The 17410-nt window shown below is 70.2% G+C and carries 13 protein-coding genes; 8 read left to right on the top strand and 5 right to left on the bottom strand.

Going from position 1 to position 17410, the window contains the following annotated elements:
- Nucleotides 1-105: 105 nt before the first annotated feature.
- Nucleotides 106-1395, top strand: a complete 1290-nt coding sequence (locus tag OG819_RS19835) for a citrate synthase (RefSeq protein WP_054231840.1) — start codon at nucleotides 106-108, stop codon at nucleotides 1393-1395.
- A 718-nt stretch (nucleotides 1396-2113) separates the two neighbouring features.
- On the opposite strand, the gene OG819_RS19840 is transcribed toward OG819_RS19835, so the two are convergent.
- The 3 genes from OG819_RS19840 to OG819_RS19850 form a co-directional block, all read right to left on the bottom strand.
- On the bottom strand, nucleotides 2114-4396 hold the full coding sequence (locus tag OG819_RS19840) for a cation-translocating P-type ATPase (protein WP_266624829.1): 2283 nt from the start codon (nucleotides 4394-4396) through the stop codon (nucleotides 2114-2116).
- A 147-nt stretch (nucleotides 4397-4543) separates the two neighbouring features.
- On the bottom strand, nucleotides 4544-4783 hold the full coding sequence (locus OG819_RS19845) for a heavy-metal-associated domain-containing protein (RefSeq protein ID WP_266624828.1): 240 nt from the start codon (nucleotides 4781-4783) through the stop codon (nucleotides 4544-4546).
- Nucleotides 4784-4847: 64 nt separating this feature from the next.
- Nucleotides 4848-5798: a PrsW family intramembrane metalloprotease gene (locus OG819_RS19850; protein ID WP_266624827.1), complete on the bottom strand. Its 951-nt coding sequence runs from the start codon at nucleotides 5796-5798 to the stop codon at nucleotides 4848-4850.
- A gap of 388 nt (nucleotides 5799-6186) precedes the next feature.
- Here OG819_RS19850 and OG819_RS19855 point away from each other — a divergent pair, with 388 nt between their 5' ends.
- Nucleotides 6187-7221, top strand: a complete 1035-nt coding sequence (locus tag OG819_RS19855) for a zinc-dependent alcohol dehydrogenase family protein (RefSeq protein ID WP_266624826.1) — start codon at nucleotides 6187-6189, stop codon at nucleotides 7219-7221.
- Nucleotides 7222-7294: 73 nt separating this feature from the next.
- Here the strand turns inward: OG819_RS19855 and OG819_RS19860 are convergent, their stop codons facing one another.
- A complete protein-coding gene (locus tag OG819_RS19860; protein ID WP_266413799.1) occupies nucleotides 7295-7492 on the bottom strand; it encodes an AlpA family transcriptional regulator in 198 nt (65 codons plus the stop codon).
- Between the two features lie 622 nt (nucleotides 7493-8114).
- Nucleotides 8115-9044, bottom strand: coding sequence for a sugar phosphate isomerase/epimerase (locus OG819_RS19865; protein ID WP_266650715.1), 930 nt, complete (start codon nucleotides 9042-9044; stop codon nucleotides 8115-8117).
- 123 nt (nucleotides 9045-9167) lie between these two features.
- Between OG819_RS19865 and iolC the strand changes: the two genes are divergently transcribed.
- From iolC to OG819_RS19895, 6 genes are all read left to right on the top strand, one after another.
- Nucleotides 9168-10166 (top strand): 5-dehydro-2-deoxygluconokinase, encoded by a 999-nt coding sequence (gene iolC / locus OG819_RS19870; RefSeq protein ID WP_266650716.1) that lies wholly within the window; start codon nucleotides 9168-9170, stop codon nucleotides 10164-10166.
- Nucleotides 10163-11110: a deoxyribose-phosphate aldolase gene (locus tag OG819_RS19875; protein WP_323138131.1), complete on the top strand. Its 948-nt coding sequence runs from the start codon at nucleotides 10163-10165 to the stop codon at nucleotides 11108-11110. The genes iolC and OG819_RS19875 overlap by 4 nt, the downstream gene beginning before the upstream one ends.
- A 7-nt stretch (nucleotides 11111-11117) precedes the next feature.
- Nucleotides 11118-11987 (top strand): 5-deoxy-glucuronate isomerase, encoded by an 870-nt coding sequence (gene iolB, locus OG819_RS19880; protein WP_266650717.1) that lies wholly within the window; start codon nucleotides 11118-11120, stop codon nucleotides 11985-11987.
- Nucleotides 11984-13867 carry a 3D-(3,5/4)-trihydroxycyclohexane-1,2-dione acylhydrolase (decyclizing) gene (gene iolD / locus OG819_RS19885; RefSeq protein ID WP_266650718.1) on the top strand — a complete coding sequence of 628 codons (1884 nt, stop codon included), beginning with the start codon at nucleotides 11984-11986 and terminating at the stop codon, nucleotides 13865-13867. Before iolB ends, iolD begins: the two co-directional genes overlap by 4 nt.
- Before the next feature lie 14 nt (nucleotides 13868-13881).
- The gene (gene mmsA / locus OG819_RS19890) at nucleotides 13882-15384 is read left to right on the top strand and encodes a CoA-acylating methylmalonate-semialdehyde dehydrogenase (RefSeq protein WP_266624821.1); all 1503 of its coding nucleotides are present in this window, start codon (nucleotides 13882-13884) and stop codon (nucleotides 15382-15384) included.
- Nucleotides 15385-15870: 486 nt separating this feature from the next.
- Nucleotides 15871-17280 carry an APC family permease gene (locus OG819_RS19895; protein ID WP_266624820.1) on the top strand — a complete coding sequence of 470 codons (1410 nt, stop codon included), beginning with the start codon at nucleotides 15871-15873 and terminating at the stop codon, nucleotides 17278-17280.
- Nucleotides 17281-17410 lie beyond the last annotated feature (130 nt).

Raw genomic sequence — 17410 nt, forward strand, 5'->3', positions numbered from 1 at the left:
TAGGCCCAATGGTCGACCCCGAGTGCACTCTCCAGGGCCAAATGGGGGATGGTAGAGACAGTCAGGGCACCTCGAAGAAGAGGCACAACGTCGGTGAGGGATGACGTGAGCGACAACTCTGTAGTACTGCGGTACGGCGATGGCGAGTACACCTACCCGGTGATCGACAGCACCGTCGGCGACAAGGGCTTCGACATCGGGAAGCTCCGCGCTCAGACCGGGCTGGTGACGCTGGACAGCGGGTACGGCAACACCGCCGCGTATAAATCCGCGATCACCTACCTCGACGGTGAGCAGGGCATCCTCCGGTACCGCGGCTACCCGATCGAGCAGCTGGCCGAGCGCTCCACCTTCCTTGAGGTGGCCTCTCTGCTGATCAACGGCGAACTGCCGAACGTGGACGAGCTCTCCACCTTCAAGAACGAGATCACGCAGCACACCCTGCTGCACGAGGACGTCAAGCGCTTCTTCCAGGGCTTCCCGCGCGACGCCCACCCGATGGCGATGCTGTCGTCGGTGGTCAGTGCCCTGTCGACGTTCTACCAGGACAGCCACAACCCGTTCGACGAGAAGCAGCGTCACCTCTCGACGATCCGCCTTCTCGCCAAGCTTCCGACGATCGCGGCGTACGCCTACAAGAAGTCGATCGGTCACCCCTTCGTCTACCCGCGCAACGACCTCGGGTACGTCGAGAACTTCCTGCGCATGACCTTCTCGGTCCCCGCCCAGGACTACGAGCTCGACCCGGTCGTCGTCGCCGCGCTCGACAAGCTGCTCATCCTGCACGCGGACCACGAGCAGAACTGTTCGACCTCCACCGTGCGCCTGGTGGGCTCGTCGCAGGCGAACATGTTCGCGTCGATCTCCGCCGGCATCAGCGCGCTGTGGGGCCCCTTGCACGGTGGCGCCAACCAGTCCGTGCTGGAGATGCTGGAGGGCATCCAGGCCTCCGGCGGCGATGTCGACTCCTTCATCCGCAAGGTGAAGAACAAGGAGGACGGCGTCCGCCTGATGGGCTTCGGCCACCGCGTCTACAAGAACTTCGACCCCCGGGCGAAGATCATCAAGGCGGCGGCGCACGACGTCCTCTCGGCGCTCGGCAAGTCCGACGAGCTGCTGGACATCGCGCTCAAGCTGGAGGAGCACGCGCTCTCCGACGACTACTTCGTCTCGCGCAGCCTCTACCCGAACGTGGACTTCTACACGGGCCTGATCTACCGCGCCATGGGCTTCCCGACCGAGATGTTCACGGTCCTGTTCGCCCTCGGCCGCCTTCCGGGCTGGATCGCCCAGTGGCACGAGATGATCAAGGAGCCCGGCTCCCGCATCGGCCGCCCGCGCCAGATCTACACGGGAGTCGTCGAGCGCGACTTCGTCCCGGTCGAGGCCCGCTAGGCCCAGGTTACTTACGGTGCCCTACGGCGAGTGAGCCGAAGGGGCGCGCCGGTGTCGAGACGGTGAACGCGCGGAGGCCCGACGAAGGAGGGTCGAGCACGATCGCCGTCTCGACACCGGCTTTTGCGCCCCGGAGGCGAACCGAGCCCTCGAAAGAAAACGGAAAGCGCCCTGCTACCGGTCCCCCCACGGGCCGGCAGTCAGGGCGCTTTCCTTGTCCCGGTGCGGATTCCCCCCACGGGATCCGGCCGGGCGTCTGTGGGACAGCGCCTGAATCGCTACGAGCGTGCTGACGCCTTGCTCCCGGCCGACCGGGCTGACCGGACCGGCCGTGAGCAGAACGAGCAAAACTCTCTGTACTACTGCGGTGCTTATGTACTGCTGGGTTGCGGTCTGCCGGGACCCGTACCAACGGGAGGGCCGCTCAAAGCTCCCCGATGCACGTGCCCCGGCAACGCAGTTCCGGGAACGTCCCCCAAGACATCCCCAGATGTCAGAGACGCCCCCCAAGACGTCTCTGGCATCGCCAACTTAGACTCACGAACCCCTTCGATGGTTACGTTCACATCACTGTGATCTGCGTCTCTTGCGTATGTCCTGAAGATACGCAAGAGCCTGATATGACAAATCGAGACCCAAGCGTAAGGAAGATGCGCGAGCCTTGTGAAGAGCTTATGTGAGGCTCCCGTTGGACTCTAGGGGGACTCTTACCCCGCCGTCATGAGAATGTCCTGAGTCGAAGGCTGTTCGTCACCACGAACACCGACGAGAAGGCCATGGCGGCCCCCGCGATCATCGGGTTGAGAAGTCCGGCGGCGGCGAGCGGCAGCGCCGCCACGTTGTATCCGAACGCCCACACCAGGTTCCCCTTGATCGTGGACAGGGTCCTGCGCGACAGCCGGATCGCGTCCGCCGCCACCCGCAGATCCCCCCGGACCAGCGTCAGATCGCTCGCCTCGATCGCCGCGTCCGTGCCCGTCCCCATGGCGAGGCCCAGGTCGGCGGTGGCGAGCGCCGCCGCGTCGTTCACCCCGTCGCCGACCATCGCCACGGTCCGCCCCTCGCTCTGCAGGCGCTTGACGACCGCGACCTTGTCCTCGGGCAGCACCTCGGCGATCACCTCTCCGGGGTCGATGCCGACGGCACGCGCCACGGACCGGGCGACCGCCCGGTTGTCCCCGGTCAGCAGGACCGGTGTGAGCCCCAGGGCGCGCAGTGCGCGCACCGCTTCGGCGCTGCTCTCCTTGATCGCGTCGGCGACGGTCAGGACACCGAGTGCCAGGCCGTCCCGGGTGACCACGACGGCCGTACGTCCCTCCGCCTCCGCTTCGGCCTTGGCGCGGGCCAGCGCCTCGGGGAGCTCGCCCTCGTGGAGCCGCCCCACCTGGACGTCGTGACCCTCCACGCGCCCGCGTACGCCGAGCCCGGGGACGTTCTCGAAGTGCTCCACCGGGGGAAGGTCACCAGTCCGCTCCTGAGCGCCCGCGGCGATCGCCCGGGCCACCGGATGCTCGGAGGCGTGTTCCAGGGCGCCTGCGAGCCGCAGGAGCTCCTTTTCGTCGGTGTCGGCGATGACGTGGACCTCCCGCAGCGTCATCCGTCCCGTCGTCACCGTGCCGGTCTTGTCCAGGACGACCGTGTCGACGCGGCGCGTGGACTCCAGGACCTCGGGGCCCTTGATGAGGATGCCGAGTTGCGCGCCCCGGCCCGTGCCGACCATCAGGGCGGTCGGGGTCGCGAGGCCGAGGGCGCACGGGCAGGCGATGATCAGCACCGCGACGGCCGCGGTGAAGGCGGCGACCGTGTCGCCCGTGACGCCGAGCCACACCCCGAAGGTGCCGAGCGCGATCACCAGCACCACCGGCACGAAGATCCCGGAGATCCGGTCGGCGAGGCGCTGCACCTCTGCCTTGCCGTTCTGCGCGTCCTCGACGAGCCGGGCCATCCGCGCGAGCTGGGTGTCGGCGCCGACCCGGGTCGCCTCGACGACGAGCCGTCCGCCGGCGTTCACGGTCGCGCCGGTGACGGCGGAACCCACCGTCACGTCCACCGGCACCGACTCGCCCGTCAGCATGGAGGCGTCGACGGCGGAGGAACCCTCCACCACCGTTCCGTCGGTGGCGATCTTCTCGCCGGGCCGTACGACGAAACGGTCGCCCGTCGCCAGCCGCGAGACCGGGATACGGACCTCGCGGCCGCCCCGTAGCACCACGACGTCCTTGGCCCCCAGCTCCATCAGCGCCCGCAGCGCGGCTCCGGCCCGCCGCTTGGAGCGGGCCTCCAGGTAGCGGCCGAGGAGGATGAACGCGACGACACCCGCGGCGACTTCGAGATAGATCGTCGAGGACCCCTCCGTACGCGAGACGGTGAGGTCGAAGCCGTGCCGCATGCCCGGCATGCCCGCGTGTCCCCAGAACAGCGCCCACAGGGACCAGCCGAAGGCCGCGAGCGTGCCGACCGAGACGAGGGTGTCCATGGTGGCCGCGCCGTGCCGCGCGTTGGTGAACGCGGCCCGGTGGAAGGGCAGCGCCCCCCAGACCACGACGGGCGCGGCGAGCGTCAGCGAGAGCCACTGCCAGTTGTCGAACTGCAGCGCCGGGACCATCGACATCAGGACGACGGGGAGGGCGAGCAGGGCCGAGACGACGAGCCGTTCGCGCAGGGAGACGAGTTCGGGGTCCACGCCGGCGTCGACATCGGTGGCCGCTTCGGGTGTCTCGGGGCGCGGCGGCGGGGGTTCCGCGGCCGTGTATCCCGTCTTCACCACGGTGGCGATGAGGTCGGCGACCTGTACCCCCACCGGGTAGGAGACCTTGGCCTTCTCCGTCGCGAAGTTGACCGTGGCGGTGACGCCGTCCATGCGGTTGAGCTTCTTCTCGACGCGGGCCGCACAAGAGGCGCAGGTCATTCCGCCGATGGTGAGCTCCACCTCGGACGGGGCGGCTGTCGTGGTGGCCGGGCTCGTCTCGGCTATGGCCTGCTCGGGTACTGCGATGGTCATGGTCGGGCTCCAGGGAATGAGCCGGGCCGTACGGAGCCAGTATCAGCTGGTCGGTACGGCCCGGTGTGGAGAGCTGCGTGAAGCGCTGGGTGGCGCGGGGCGAACGGGTGGCGCGGGAGAACGACTGGTGAGTGTGAGGCCGGTGACTCAGGCCTTGCCGGCGAGCTCGAAGCCCGCCTCGTCGACGGCGGCGCGCACGGCCTCTTCGTCGAGCGGTGCCGCGGAGACCACGGTCACCTCGCCGGTGGCGGCGACGGCCTTCACCGAGGTGACACCGGCGATCTCGGCGATCTCGCCGGAGACGGAGCCCTCACAGTGCCCGCAGCTCATTCCGCTCACCTGGTAGACGGTCGTGACGGAAGCCGGGGTGTCGGTCTGCGCGGTCATGGCGTACTCCTCGTCGAGGCGTGTGGGGTCTGGGTGACTTGCTCAGATACCCAACACTATACCCCTAGGGGGTATTTCTCCAAGCGTAGTCGCGGCGTGTCAGCGAACGCACCCAGCCGACCCCCGCGAGCGCGACGAGGACCAGGCCACCCACCGAGAACAGCGTGAAGAGATGCTTCTGCTCGTCGGTGGGCCCCGGCAGGTACCCCAGTCGGAACAGCGTCCGATCGAGCCCCGTCGTGGTCAGCCGCGCGACCAGCCAGAGCGCGATGCCGTGTGTCGAGTCCCACAGGGCGTGCAGCAGCGACACGCCGAGGTAGGCGCCCGCCACCGGGCCGGCGTACTGGAAGCGTCCGTGCGGGGAGCGGTGCGTGAGCAGCACCGCTCCCGTGATCGCCGTCCACAGGCCGTGCCCGAAGGGGGCGAGCGGCCCGCGCAGGATCTCCGTCTCCAGCAGTGCGCGCAGATCCAGTCCCCTGAGGGAGGCGGCGGCGTTGAACGCGTACCCCGCGCTCTCCAGCGCCGCGAAGCCGAAGCCGACGCTCGCGCCGAGCACGAGACCGGCCCGCAGTCCGCGGATGCGGGGGTGGCGGCGCAGGACGAACACCAGCGCGGCCAGCTTCGCCGCCTCCTCGATCAGCCCGATGCCGACGCACCTCGACAGTGAGGGGTGGAGCAGGTGGTTCTCCATCGCCGAGGCGCCCAGCACCCCGAGGGTCCCGCCGGCCAGGAAGCAGCCGAGGATCACCTGGACGCCGAGGTCGCGGCCGTGGCGCTCGTACGCCCAGAGCGTGAAGGCGACGGGCGCGAGGAAGCTGCCGAGCAGGATCAGGGTGGGCAGCGGCGTGGTGTTCCTCGTCGTGTACGTGACGATCGCCGTCAGCGTCCAGAGCGCGAGCCCGCCGCCCAGGCAGCGTCGCCACAGTCCGGTGCGGATCTGGGGGTACGACGGCGGGGGCTGCTGAGGTCCGGGAATGCGGGCCCGGGGCGCGCCGGGCGGCTGATTCTGGGTCACGGCTTGCCCCTTGGGCTCGGTCTGATTTAACCGAACCTTATGGCAAATGTCCGTAATGTCGCAGTATGGCGTACCCGGCCCCGGCCGGAGTGCGCTGGCCGCGCTCGATGGCCGGGGCGCCGTGTGTGGTCGGGGGGTTGGAGGCGAGCGTGGTCAGGGGGTGCGTGGCCAGGGGGCTGGGGTCGCGAACTCCCCGGGGCCGGCGGTGCGGTCCGCCGGGGTGAGTTCTCTGTGGCGGATCAGCGGCTCGAGAGAGCGGGACAGGACGTCCTTGCCCGAGGAAATGCGCGAGCCCGCGGCGGAAGATCGCGATCGGGACCGGAACGACGTCGGCGCGCGGATAGCGTTCGCTCCGGAAGGGTGATTTTCGGGCGGAGGGGCTGGACGGATGCGGGCAGTGGTGTTCGAGCGGTACGAGGAGCCGGCCGAGGTGCGCGAGGTGGCGGATCCGGTGCCCGCGGAGCACGGGGTGGTGGTGCGGGTCGAGGCCACCGGGCTGTGCCGCAGCGACTGGCACGGCTGGATGGGGCACGACCCGGACATCACGCTGCCGCATGTGCCGGGCCATGAACTCGCGGGGACCGTGGAGGCGGTCGGCGCGCGGGTGACCGGATGGCGCCCCGGCGACCGGGTCACCGTCCCGTTCGTCTGCGCCTGCGGAACCTGTCCCTCCTGCGCGGCGGGTGACCAGCAGGTGTGCGAGCGGCAGACCCAGCCAGGGTTCACCCACTGGGGGTCCTTCGCCCAGTACGTGGCACTCGACCACGCCGAGGTGAACCTGGTGGCGGTGCCGGACGAGCTGTCCTTCGCGACGGCGGCGTCGCTGGGATGCCGGTTCGCCACGGCGTTCCGCGCGGTGGTCGCGCAGGGCCGGGTGGCGGCGGGGGAGTGGGTCGCGGTGCACGGCTGCGGAGGCGTGGGGCTGTCGGCGGTGATGATCGCGGCGGCGGCCGGAGCACGGGTCGTGGCCGTGGACCTCTCGCCCCGGGCCCTGGACCTGGCACGGAAGTTCGGCGCGGCGGAGGTCGTGGACGCCTCGCGGGTCGGGGACACGGCTGCGGCCATCCGGGAGCTGACCGGCGGCGGCGCCCACCTCTCCCTCGACGCGCTCGGTTCCCCGGTCACCTGCGCGGCCTCGGTGAACGGTCTGCGCCGCCGGGGGCGCCACGTCCAGGTCGGTCTGCTGCCCCAGGATCCCGCCGTTCCGATGGCCCGTGTGATCGGACTCGAACTCGAACTCCTGGGCAGCCACGGCATGCAGGCACACGCCTACCCCCGCATGCTCGAACTGGTCCGCGCCGGGGTGCTCCGCCCCGACCTCCTGGTCACCTCCGCCATCCCGCTGGACGCGGCCCCGGCGGCCCTGGCGGCGATGGGGACGGCACCGGGGTCAGGGGTGACGGTCATCGAACCGTGGAGTTGAGCCCGGACAGGGACCTGTGCCCCGCACCCGAGGGGCGGGGCACAGCGCGTGGCCCCGGCGGCCGGGACAGGCCCTACTCTCTTCGGCCGCGGTTTCCCGGACGGGAGGCGACCCAGGCGCGGACGGTGTCCGCGTACCAGTAGGGCTTTCCGCTCTCCACGTGGTCGGGCGGGGGCAGCAGTCCGTGCTTGCGGTACGACCGCACGGTGTCCGGCTGCACCTTGATGTGCGCCGCGATCTCCTTGTACGACCAGAGCCTACGGTCGGTCATGAGTGCACCTCCCCGCGCGCACCGCGGCGGCGGCCGGGGGGTGGCCGTCGGGGGAGCCGGGCGCTGCGCTGGCGATCACAAAGCCTGCGTCCGTTGAACGACGCAGAGTGATCGCGGGACAGGGGCTGTTGGCGAGGTGTGACGCAAGAACCGCGTACACGAGACATGCGTGACAGGGCGGTGGTTTTTGTGACACGCGTGACGCATTCGTGCCGGGGGACCGCGGTGACCCGTTCGGGTCGGGGGGCTGCCGTGACTCGGAAGATGCCCGCCGGCCGCCCCTCGTGTTCGTCGACGGCCGCGGTGGTGGTCGGTCCCGAGAACGCCGACCTGAGGGTGGCGGGGGGACGGTCCACGCGGGTGATGCGCAGGGGCTGTTCGCAGGCCGGCAACAGGGTCGCCGCGCCGACGGCGCCTCCAGCCTCCCGCCGCCCGTAACGCGGCACAGCGGCGCCGGAAGGCCCGCCGAGCCCCGGGCTCTCGACGGGCCCCACGGCCCCCCGCGGAGGGTCAGGCTCCGCGGGACATCAGGAAGCGGTCACGCTCTACAGGGCCTCAGCGAGCGGTCATGCTTCGCAGGGCCTCAACGAGCGGTCGCGCTCCGCAGGATCTCGATGAGCGGTCAGGCTCCGCAGGACCTCAGGAATGCCCGGGTGCGCTGGGCGATCGGCAGCGGCTTGTCCGGCGGGCACGGGTACATGTCCTGCTCGACGATGGCGAAGAGCTCGACGTCGAGCTTCTGGGCGGCGGCGAGGACGGGCTCCAGCGCCGGTACGCCGGACGGCGGTTCGCACATCACGCCCTTGGCCACGGCGGGCCCGAACGGCACCTCGTTCGCCCGCACCTCGGCCAGGATCAGCGGATCCACCTGCTTGAGGTGGAGATAGCCGATGCGCTCCCCGTAGGTCTCGATGAGCTTGACGTTGTCGCCGCCGCAGTACGCGTAGTGGCCGGTGTCCAGGCACAGCGACACCAGCGAGGAGTCGGTCGCGTCGAGGAAACGCGTGACGTTCTCCTCGCTGTCGATGTGCGTGTCCGCGTGCGGGTGGACGACGATCTTCAGCCCGTAGCGTTCCCGCACCTCATGGGCGAGGCGCTCGGTCTGAGCGGTCAGATTGCGCCACTGCGTCGGCGTCAGCGTGCTGTCCTCCAGGACCGCGCCCGTCTTGTCGTCCCGCCAGAACGCCGGGATGACGACCAGGTGCTCGGCGCCCATCGCCTGGGTGAGCGTGGCGATGTCCGAGACGTGCGCCCAGGTGGCGTCCCACACCTCGGGACCCCGGTGCAGCCCGGTGAAGACGGTGCCGGCCGACACGTTGAGCCCGCGTCGCGCGGTCTCCGCCTCGAGCACGACCGGATCCGTGGGCAGATAACCGTAGGGGCCCAGCTCGATCCACTCGTACCCGGACTGGGAGACCTCGTCGAGGAAGCGCTGCCAGGGCACCTGCTGAGGGTCGTCGGGAAACCAGACGCCCCACGAGTCAGGAGCCGAACCGACCCGGATGCGGGACAGTGAGGGCTGAGGTGATGCCTGCGGTGACAACGACGACATGGGCGTCAGCTTCCGGCCGACGCGCGGGAGGTGTCAAGGCCTGGTCCGAATGTCCGGACAAACTGTTGACAGGGCTCCCCGCGCGGCGCTAGACCTTGGGGGAGCCGAAGCGAAGGGAACTCGATGGCGTACGACCTGATCACCATGGGGCGGATCGGTGTGGACCTCTACCCGTTGCAGACGGGGGTCCCGCTGGCCCAGGTGACGTCCTTCGGGAAGTTCCTGGGCGGCTCGGCGACGAACGTCGCGGTGGCCGCGTCCCGGCTCGGACGGCGTACGGCGGTGATCACGCGTACCGGTGACGACCCCTTCGGCGCGTACATCCACGAGGCACTGCGCGGCTTCGGCGTGGACGACCGCTGGGTCACCCCGGTCGCCGGGCTGCCCACCCCGGTGACGTTCTGCGAGATCTTCCCGCCCGACGACTTCCCGCTGTACTTCTACCGGCAGCCCAAGGCCCCGGACCTGGAGATCGACGCGCACGACCTCGACCTGGACGCGGTCCGCGAGGCGCGCGTCTTCTGGGTGACCGGGACCGGCCTGAGCGAGGAGCCCAGCCGGACGGCGACGCTCGCCGCGCTCGCCCACCGCGCCAAGTCCGCGACGACGGTCTTCGACCTCGACTGGCGGCCCATGTTCTGGAACAGCACAGACCGGAAGGGCACAGCCGGGAAGGGCACGGCCGGGAAGTCTCCCGAGGACTCCGCCCGAGCCTTCTACGCCGAGGCACTGCGCCACACCACCGTCGCCGTCGGCAACCTCGACGAGGTCGAGATCGCCACCGGTGTCCGCGAACCGCACGCGGCGGCCGCGGCCCTCCTCGAGGCGGGCGTCGAACTCGCCGTCGTCAAGCAGGGCCCCAAGGGTGTCCTCGCCGTCCACCGCGACGGCACGTCGGCCGAGGTCCCGCCCCTCCCGGTGACGGTCCTCAACGGCCTCGGTGCCGGTGACGCCTTCGGCGGCTCCCTCTGCCACGGCCTGCTCGCCGGCTGGGACCTGGAACGGATCATGCGGCACGCCAACGCGGCCGGTGCCATCGTCGCCTCCCGGCTGGAGTGCTCCTCCGCGATGCCGACCCCCGAAGAGGTCGAGGACGCGCTCTCGGCGGGAGCGGTCCGATGAGGGCGGGCCGCGTGGGTCGCGAGGGCGGCGACGCCGTCGTGACCCCGGCTCCCGCCCCGCCGCGGGCGGTCGACACAGGGGAGCTCGTCCGACTGCGCACCCATCACCCCGAAGCCGTCGCCGAGGCCGCCGCGCGCCGCCCCCGCCGTCCCCTCGTGGGCGACAGCGGGCGGCTGATGATCGTCGCCGCGGACCATCCGGCCCGCGGAGCGCTCGCCGTCGGCGACCGCAAGTTCGCCATGGCGAACCGTGCCGACCTGCTGGAGAGGCTCTGCGTCGCGCTCTCCCGCCCCGGCGTCGACGGCGTCCTCGCGACCGCCGACATCCTCGACGACCTGCTGCTCCTGGGCGCCCTCGACCACAAGGTGGTCCTCGGGTCGATGAACCGCGGCGGCCTCCAGGGCGCCTCCTACGAGCTGGACGACCGTTTCACCGGCCACCGTCCGCAGGACATCGAACGGCTCGGCTTCGACGCGGGCAAGCTGCTGCTTCGCATCGACTACGACGATCCGGGCTCGCTCGACACCCTCGAGTCCACGGCCCGCGTGATCGACGCGATGGCGGAGCGTCACCTCCCGGTCTTCGTCGAGCCGTTCCTCAGTCGCCGCACCCCCGAGGGCCGGCTGGTCAACGACCTGAGCGCCGAGGCCGTCATCAAGTCCATCGCCATCGCCAGTGGTCTGGGTGGCAGTTCGGCCTACACCTGGCTGAAGGTTCCCGTCACCGACAACCCGGACGACATGGCCCGGGTCATGGAGACCTCCACCCTGCCGGCCGTACTGCTCGGCGGCGATGTCGGCGAGGACCAGGAGAGCGCGTACGAGAAGTGGCGCGGCGCGCTCCAACTGCCCACCGTGCAGGGTCTGGTCGTCGGCCGCTCGCTGCTCTACCCGGCCGACGGGGACGTGACCGCCGCCGTGGACACCGCCGTAGGACTGCTGTGAGGACCCGATGACGGACCCCCGGACCCACTCGGCGACGGACGCGACCTGGAGCGAGGGCCTGTACGTGCCCAAGGGTGCCACCGCGGGCGGGCTGTACGCCGTCGACATCGACCCCAAGCGGGCCGGCTGGACCCACAGCAGCCTGCGCGTGGTCGAACTCGGACCGGGCGGCACACATACCTTCACGACCGGCGACAGTGAGTGGATCGTGCTTCCGCTCGGTGGCGCCTGTACCGTGCGCATAGAGGACGAAGAGTTCCAAATCCTGGGCAGGGAAAGCGTGTTCGCGGGAGTCTCCGACTTCGCGTACGTGCCCCGTGACGCCCGGGCCCAGATCGCCTCCGGTGCGGGAGGCCGCTTCGCCCTGGCAGGAGCGAAGTGCGAGCGCAGACTCCCCGCCCGCTACGGCCCCGCGCCGGAGGTCCCCGTCGAAGACCGAGGCAGTGGCAACTGCGCACGTCAGGTGCGCAATTTCGCCTCCGCCGACGCCTTCGAGTGCGACAAGCTCATCGCCGTCGAGGTCATCACCCCCGGCGGCAACTGGTCCTCGTACCCGCCGCACAAGCACGACGAGCACCGTCCCGGTGTCGAGTCGCAGCTGGAGGAGATCTACTACTTCGAGATCGACGGCCCGAACGGATTCGGCTATCAGCGCGTATTCCCTTCGCGCGAGGGCGGATCCGACGTCCTCGCCGAGGTCCGCACCGGCGATGCCGTCCTCGTCCCCGACGGATGGCACGGCCCGTCCATCGCCCAGCCCGGCCACACCATGTACTACCTGAACGTGATGGCCGGACCGGGCGAGGACAGGGAGTGGCAGATCTGCTTCCACCCGGAACACGTAGACAACACAGCGAGCACAGAGGGATACCGATGACCTCAACGACGAGGCTGACGGTCGCACAGGCGCTGGTGCGCTTCCTGGCCGCCCAGTACACGGAGCGGGACGGTGAGCGGCGGCGGCTGATCGGCGCGACCTGGGGCATTTTCGGTCACGGCAACGTCGCCGGACTCGGCCAGGCACTGATCGAGTACGCCGACGAGATGCCGTACCACCAGGGCCGTAACGAGCAGTCGATGGTGCACGCGGCGGTCGGCTACGCACGCCAGTCCAACCGGCTGTCGGCGCACGCCGTGACCACTTCCATCGGACCCGGTGCCACCAACCTCGTCACCGGCGCGGCGCTCGCGACGATCAACCACCTCCCGGTGCTCCTGCTGCCCGGTGACATCTTCGCGACCCGCCCCGCCGACCCGGTCCTGCAGCAGCTCGAAGTCCCCTACGCGGGCGATGTGTCGGTCAACGACTGTCTGCGCCCGGTGTCGAAGTACTTCGACCGGGTCACCCGGCCCGAGGCGCTCATCCCGGCCGCCCTGCAGGCCATGCGTGTGCTCACCGACCCGGCCGAGACCGGCGCCGTCACGCTCGCGCTGCCGCAGGACGTGCAGGCGGAGGCCTACGACTGGCCGGAGGAGTTCTTCCAGGAGCGGACCTGGACCGTGCGCCGCCCGGCGGCCGACGCCTCCGAGCTGGCCGCCGCCGTCACGGCGATCCGTGAGGCCCGGCGCCCGCTGATCGTCGCGGGTGGCGGGGTGCACCACAGCCGTGCCGAGGACGTGCTCGCCGAGCTCGCCACCGCCACCGGCATCCCCGTCGCCTCCACGCAGGCGGGCAAGGGATCACTGAAGTGGGACCACCCGCAGGACGTCGGCGGCGTGGGCCACACCGGCACGGCGACCGCGGACGAGCTCGCCCGCACCGCCGACCTGGTGATCGGCGTCGGTACCCGCTACACCGACTTCACCACCGCCTCCGGCACCCTCTTCACCGCCTCGAACGTCCGCTTCCTGAACCTCAACATCTCGCCTTACGACGGTCACAAGCTGTCGGGGATCCCGCTGATCGCGGACGCGCGGGCCGGCCTGGAGGCACTCACCGAGGCGCTGCTGCTGCACGGGCACCGCGTGGAGCCCGCGTACGCCACCGAGTACACGGACGACAAGGAGCGCTGGGAGTACCGCGTCGACGCGGCGTACGAGGCCGAGGACATCGACATCCGGCCCACCCAGCCGCAGGTCCTCGGCGTCCTCGACGAGCTCGTCACCGAGGACGACATCCTGATCAACGCGGCCGGCTCGCTCCCCGGTGACCTGCACAAACTGTGGCGGGCCCGGTCGCGCGACCAATACCACGTCGAGTACGGCTACTCGTGCATGGGCTACGAGATCCCGGCCGCGATCGGCGTCCGGATGGCGGCCCCTGACCGGCCGGTGTGGGCGCTGGTCGGCGACGGCACCTACCTGATGATGCCGACCGAGATCGTCACCGCCGTGCAGGAGGGCGTCGCGATCAAGGTCCTCATACTCCAGAACCACGGATACGCCTCCATCGGCGGCCTCTCCGAGTCGGTGGGCGGCGAGCGGTACGGCACCGCGTACCGCTACCGCTCCGAGGACGGTGCGTACACGGGGGCGCCGCTGCCCGTCGATCTCGCCGCCAACGCGGCCAGCCTCGGCATGCGGGTGCTGCGCGCGAAGACCGTCCGTGACCTGCGGGCGGCCCTTGCCGAGGCGCGCGCCGCGGACACTCCCACATGTGTCTACGTGGAGACCGAAACGGCAGACACTGTGTCGGGCGCGCCCCCGGCCCAAGCCTGGTGGGATGTACCTGTGGCCGAGACCGCGACCCGATCGTCGGCGGTCAAAGCACGTGAGGAGTACGACCGGCACGTCGCCGCCCGACGCCGCCATCTGTGAAGGAGTTTTTGGCCATGACGAAGACCGTCAACCACTGGATCGGTGGCAAGACCGTCGAGGGTGCGTCGGGTACGTACGGGCCGGTCACCGACCCGGCGACCGGCGCCGTGACCACACAGGTCGCCTTCGCGACCGTCGACGAGGTGGATGCCGCCGTCGCCGCGGCCAAGGACGCGTACGCGACCTGGGGCCAGTCCTCGCTGGCCAAGCGGTCCACGATCCTCTTCAAGTTCCGGGCGCTGCTCGACGCGAACCGGGACGCGATCGCCGAGCTGATCACCGCCGAGCACGGCAAGGTGCACTCGGACGCGCTCGGTGAGGTGGCGCGCGGTCTGGAGATCGTCGACCTGGCGTGCGGGATCACCGTGCAGCTGAAGGGCGAGCTGTCGACCGAGGTGGCCTCCAAGGTCGACGTGGCCTCGATCCGGCAGCCGCTGGGCGTCGTCGCGGGCATCACGCCGTTCAACTTCCCGGCCATGGTGCCGATGTGGATGTTCCCCATCGCCATCGCGTGCGGCAACACCTTCGTGCTGAAGCCCTCCGAGAAGGACCCGTCGGCCGCCATGAAGGTCGCCGAGCTGCTCGCCGAGGCCGGTCTGCCCGACGGTGTCTTCAACGTCGTCCACGGTGACAAGGTGGCCGTCGACCGCCTCCTGGAGCACCCGGACGTCAAGGCGGTGTCCTTCGTCGGCTCGACCCCGATCGCCCGCTACATCCACACCACGGCCTCCGCGAACGGCAAGCGTGTGCAGGCCCTGGGCGGCGCCAAGAACCACATGCTGGTCCTCCCGGACGCCGACCTGGACGCGGCCGCGGACGCCGCCGTGTCGGCCGCCTACGGTTCCGCCGGCGAGCGCTGCATGGCGATCTCCGCCGTCGTCGCGGTCGGCTCGGTCGGCGACGTGCTGGTGGAGAAGATCCGCGAGCGCGCCGAGAAGATCAAGATCGGCCCCGGCAACGACCCGACCTCCGAGATGGGTCCGCTGATCACGGCCGTGCACCGCGACAAGGTGGCGTCCTACGTCAAGGGCGCGGCGGCGCAGGGCTCCGAGGTCGTCCTCGACGGCACCGGGTACACGGTCGAGGGGTACGAGGACGGCCACTGGATCGGGCTCTCGCTGCTCGACAGGGTGCCGGTGACCTCGGACGCGTACAAGGACGAGATCTTCGGCCCGGTGCTGTGCGTGCTGCGCGTGGACACCTACGAGGAGGGCGTCGCCCTCATCAACGCCTCGCCCTTCGGCAACGGCACCGCGATCTTCACCCGGGACGGCGGCGCCGCCCGCCGCTTCCAGCTGGAGGTCGAGGCGGGCATGGTCGGCGTGAACGTGCCGATCCCGGTGCCCGTCGGCTACCACTCCTTCGGCGGCTGGAAGGACTCCCTCTTCGGGGACCACCACATCTACGGCAACGACGGCACGCACTTCTACACCCGCGGCAAGGTCGTCACCACCCGCTGGCCGGACCCGGCCGACGCCCCGACGGGCGTGGACCTGGGCTTCCCGCGCAACCACTGAGTGACCCCTGGTGCCCCGCTCCCCGTCCCGGGGGGGTGGGGCACCGCCGTGTCCGCGTGCTCAGCTCTGCTGCCGGGCGGCGCTGTGAGGCGGGACTCTACTGTTCGGCGGGAGCCCCGGAGCGCGGACCAATCTTGGCGAATTTCGGAGCCTCGACTGCGGTTCTCGTCATGAGGTGATGAAACGGATGGCGGAGGCAGTTTGCGGTTACTGCCTTCGAAAGCAAGGTCACAGTCTGTTGGGTCTTGGTGATTGCAATATAGGGGCGCCATGGCCTGGGAAAGTGGTGTGACCTGCGTCGCTCGGGCAGTGCGGATTCCGTAGGTAAACGGCCATTGACGCAACGGTTTCCGTCAAGGTTCCATCAGCGCGTCGGGAGCGGACGAAGAGATGAACGACGCGAGCCGCCGGAGGCGATAGCGCTCCCGACCTCATCACCTGACGCACGAGTCGTCTTCTGACGCATGAGTCGATCGGAACCGCTTCATGACCGACACGCTCCGCCCTGTCGAGGCCGCCGCCCCGGAAGCCGACCCCACGGCCTCCGGAAGCCCCCAAAAGCTCAAGCGTTCCATCGGCATCGTGGGCGGGACCCTGCTGACGCTCTCGTGCGTGACGCCCGCCTCCACGCTCTTCGTGGTCGTGCCCGACCTGTTCTCGTCCCTCGGTACGGCGACCGCGCTCACCATCGCGATCGGCTCGCTGCTCTGTATCGCCGTGGCGTTCTGCTACTCGGAGCTGGGCACCCTCATCCCCAGCGCGGGCGGCGAGTACGCCATGGTGTCGACGATGGCCGGACGACTCGCGGGCTGGCTGGTCTTCGTGCTCTCCCTCCTCGTCGTCATGATCGTGCCGCCGGTGATCGCGATGGGCACCGCGGACTACCTGGCGCCGATCGTGCACCTCGACTCGTCGATGGCGGGCGCGGGCGTGATGCTCCTGGCCACCCTCGCGGGCCTGCTCGACCTGCGGGCCAACGCCTGGATCACCGGGGTTTTCCTGGTCCTGGAGGTCATCGCGGCGGCCGTCGTGGCGGTCCTGGGCTTCGCGCACAGCCAGCGCGGCGTGGGCAGCCTCACCTCGATGCAGGTGGCGGGCTCCGGGGGCCACACGGACACCGTGACGGCCATGCTGGTGGTCTCCGGGCTCGCGATCGCGCTCTTCGTCACCCAGGGCTTCTCGACCGCGGTCTACCTCTCCGAGGAACTGGAGAACCCGCGCCGCAACGTCGCCCGTACGGTCCTGGCCACCCTCGCCATCTCGACCGTGATCATCCTGGTCCCGGTCGTCGCGATCACCATGGGCGCCTCGGACCTGTCCACCCTCACCGGCGGCGACATCAGCGCCATGGTCACCGCCTGGTCCAACTCCGCCGTCGGCACCTTCGTCAGCCTCTGCGTCGCCCTCGCGATCATCAACGCGGGCATCGTCATGGTCATCCAGAACTCTCGGGTGCTGTTCGCCTCCGCCCGCGACAAGGCCTGGCCCGAGCCGGTCAACCAGGGCCTCTCCCGCCTCGGCCGCTTCGGCTCCCCGTGGGTCGCCACCCTCCTGGTGGGCGTCCCCGGCGCCCTCCTGTGCTTCGTCAACCTGGACACCCTGTACGGCGTCACGGGCGTCTCGGTGACCGCCATGTACCTGCTCGTCGCGGTCGCCGCCCTGCTCGCCCGGCGCGGCCAGCACCGCCACACCCCGGCCTGGCGCATGCCGCTGTGGCCCGCGATGCCGGTGCTCCTGATCGCGGTCCTCGCCTACATCCTGAGCCAGCAGGAGGCGACGTACCTGCTCTGGACCGGCGGCATCACAGCCGTCGCCACCCTCTACTGGGCCTTCTACCTCCGCCCGCGCCGCGAGACCCGCTGGCTGGTGTCGATCCCGGAGGACGCCCAGGTCTGAGCCCTACGGGGGTCACGCGAGGGGCTCACGTCACCACCGCGCACGTGAAGATGCCGGGGGGGGAGTACGTACCACGGGCGCGGTATGCGGGAGGGGCCTCGTACGCCCGGAGGAGGGGCGCGGGTTCAGA

This window comes from Streptomyces sp. NBC_01549 (assembly GCF_026339955.1).
GTDB lineage: Bacteria > Actinomycetota > Actinomycetes > Streptomycetales > Streptomycetaceae > Streptomyces.